The 2,529-nt window shown below is 53.6% G+C and carries 3 protein-coding genes; 2 read left to right on the forward strand and 1 reads right to left on the reverse strand.

All coding sequences use genetic code 11. The annotated features are described in order from the left end of the window. Window positions 1-254, forward strand: a 254-nt coding sequence (locus ACYVK4_RS33290) for a hypothetical protein (protein ID WP_461131905.1), incomplete at its 5' end; no start/stop codon positions are given. A gap of 406 nt (window positions 255-660) precedes the next feature. Here the strand turns inward: ACYVK4_RS33290 and ACYVK4_RS33295 are convergent. Next, window positions 661-1,419, reverse strand: coding sequence for a PAS domain-containing protein (locus ACYVK4_RS33295; RefSeq protein WP_461131906.1), 759 nt, complete (start codon window positions 1,417-1,419; stop codon window positions 661-663). A 403-nt stretch (window positions 1,420-1,822) separates the two neighbouring features. Between ACYVK4_RS33295 and ACYVK4_RS33300 the strand changes: the two genes are divergently transcribed. Beyond that, a partial coding sequence (locus ACYVK4_RS33300; protein WP_461131907.1) for an alpha/beta hydrolase occupies window positions 1,823-2,529 on the forward strand: 707 nt, incomplete at its 3' end.

Raw genomic sequence — 2,529 nt, forward strand, 5'->3', positions numbered from 1 at the left:
ACTGGTTATTGAAAGCAGCGTTGAGCAACACTCTGGTAGGCTACCTACGCAAACTCGGCTATTATTTGGGAGCGAAGTTCATCGATGGGGTTGTTTGCCGCCAGCGCAGATTCATTGGCTTGAGCGCCCCTTTTGAAAAATCGAACCCATCGCAGAAGGCTTTGCTGCGTACCATGGCGGCACTTTGGGTCCCACCTGTCAAAACTGAATCAGTTCGTTTTAGATCAAGTGGTCGACCCTATTGGAAAAAATGATCAACTCGGTATGATTTAGCAAACGGTGAGGCCTGGTAAGGTGAAACGATCAAATTCTCACACCGAGTTTAGCGGAAGCATGTCAACCGTGTTGTGTCAAACAGCGGCGTAGTATGCCTCTGGGTTTGGGCTATGATATTGGTCCAAGGTTGGCTTGCCTGTCATCGTTTCCTTCAACCACGCATAAATGTGAGCCGCCCTCCTGCTTTGAGGGCTCGTCGTGGCGGTAAGCTCTACGGAGTTGCTTTGACGCGTATGCCAAGTCGAACCGTCCGGCAATCCGTTGCTCTAAGTCTTTGTGGGGTTAATCGGACACCACATTCAGCGGGATGGCCCCAGCCCCAGAAATGAGCATTATGTGAGATAGTTACCCGTTCTGCGGATCAACCTAAGTAAAGGCCAGGGCCTACTGAGTTGAGCCACTGATGTCCAGTCCGATGCCAAATACCCCGCTGGAAGCCCCCTCCCCCTCCGCTCTGACAACCCCCTTGATGCTAATTCGGCACACTTGACCATGCCGATGAATGTGCAGCTCTGCTTCAAAGGGCTGCATCGAACCCTGAATCTGCTCTACTAAACGATGGGCCAAGGCCTGATCTGCTTCTACAGTAGCGGCCAGATACGTTTGGCCGCTGATGGCAGCTCCTGACTCGAGGCCAAACAAGCGGTACATCCCTTCCGACCAGAAAAAAAGGCCCCTTGATCGATCATAATCCCAGCTACCGATGCAAGCTAACGCTTCGGCTTCTTCCAACAAGGTCAGGTTTTTGATCAAGGCCTGCTCGGCCTGCACTCGCTCGGTGATATCGGTAAAGAAACATAGCAAGGTGTCGTACGCCTGGCAGGTGATCAACACCTCGAACCAGCGACCATCCGCGGGCAACTGGTAGTCAATCCGCAAGTTCTCTCTAGCCAGGGCGACTCGTTTATAATAAGCCCGTAACTCCTCGCCTTGGGTGAATACGTCCTGACAGTTTCTGCCAACCAGTTTTTGGGGGGATGATCCCAGGGGGGAGGCCGCCACCGGGTTTACCAGTTGATAGCGAAACTCCAGGGGCTGGCCCCTGGGATCGCGAACAATCCGGTACAGGATGAGCCCAAGCTGAGTGTCCTGCAGCAGCGCCTGCAGCAGTTGATCATTCGGGAAATCGGACGGTGTAAGCATAGGGCTAGATGCTGATGGATGAACATAGTGCCGGTAACGTCAGAAGCGTACTTTGGGCTGTAGCCCAGGATTTAAGGAATGAGCAACGACCTGGGCGCTTACCCAATAGTTGGGCCTCTTAAAGTGCCTTAGTCGGTTACCCCTTCAGGAGCAGCAAGGCCTTGTGAGGCATCGATACGCCCTCAACAGCTGATAAACCTCCGATACGACAAATCGGTTACAAGCCAGTCGTTTATAGCCAAGCTGTTCGGATACAGAAACAACTTAATTCCGGGAATAAAACCCCCGCTTACTCTAGCCCGTATCCACTGGGGAGGCGCTGCGACTCCATACCGTTTAGTCAACCAATGCCTTGGCTAATATACGAATTGGCTATCTTAGGGTTACCTTGCTGACCCTCTCCATGAGACCTGCTGAGTACTCCCGCTACCGAAATCCTCCACAGGCTCTGGACTTCCTCACCCAGTGGAACCAACAACTCCAACACCACACCCGCCACACCTTCCAGCCCTGGCAGTTGCCCACCGATTGGGGGACCACCGTGGTCTGGGTGCATACCCCCAAACGACGCATCTATGAAACCCTGGTCTTTTTCGCCGACTTTCACACCACCGCCCTGACTTGGGCGGTTAATCAGCAATTAAACCGTTTCAAAGCCAATTATCGCTTATGCCTGGTGGAAATAAATGGCCAGCCAAACCTGAGTGCGGGCCACAGCCCCGAGCTGGCTACCGATGCCTACGGCGTATGGGCCTCACAGATTCTGCGGCAGTTGGGGAAGGGTAAAGTCACCTTAGTGGGGCATGGATTAGGGGGGCTGATTTGCTTAAAAACAGGTCGGCTGGCCCCGGAGTTAGTTAAGCAAGCGATCTTGCTCAATCCGATAGGTCTTCAATCGCCGGCTCTTTCTTACGCCCTGTTGCGCTATTACTGGCTGGTCCTTATGCGACCCTCGCCTGGCTCAGTCCGCGATTTTCTGCGGCAAGCCGTTTTCAGTGCTAGCGACGAGGCCTTATCGCCCGCCAGTGAGCAATTACTGATCGACTATCAGTTGCATGCTTTTACCCAGTTCCAGCCGGCCAGTTGGTGGCCTCAGGCCTTACCGGAGGC

The organism is Spirosoma aerophilum, from assembly GCF_054782495.1.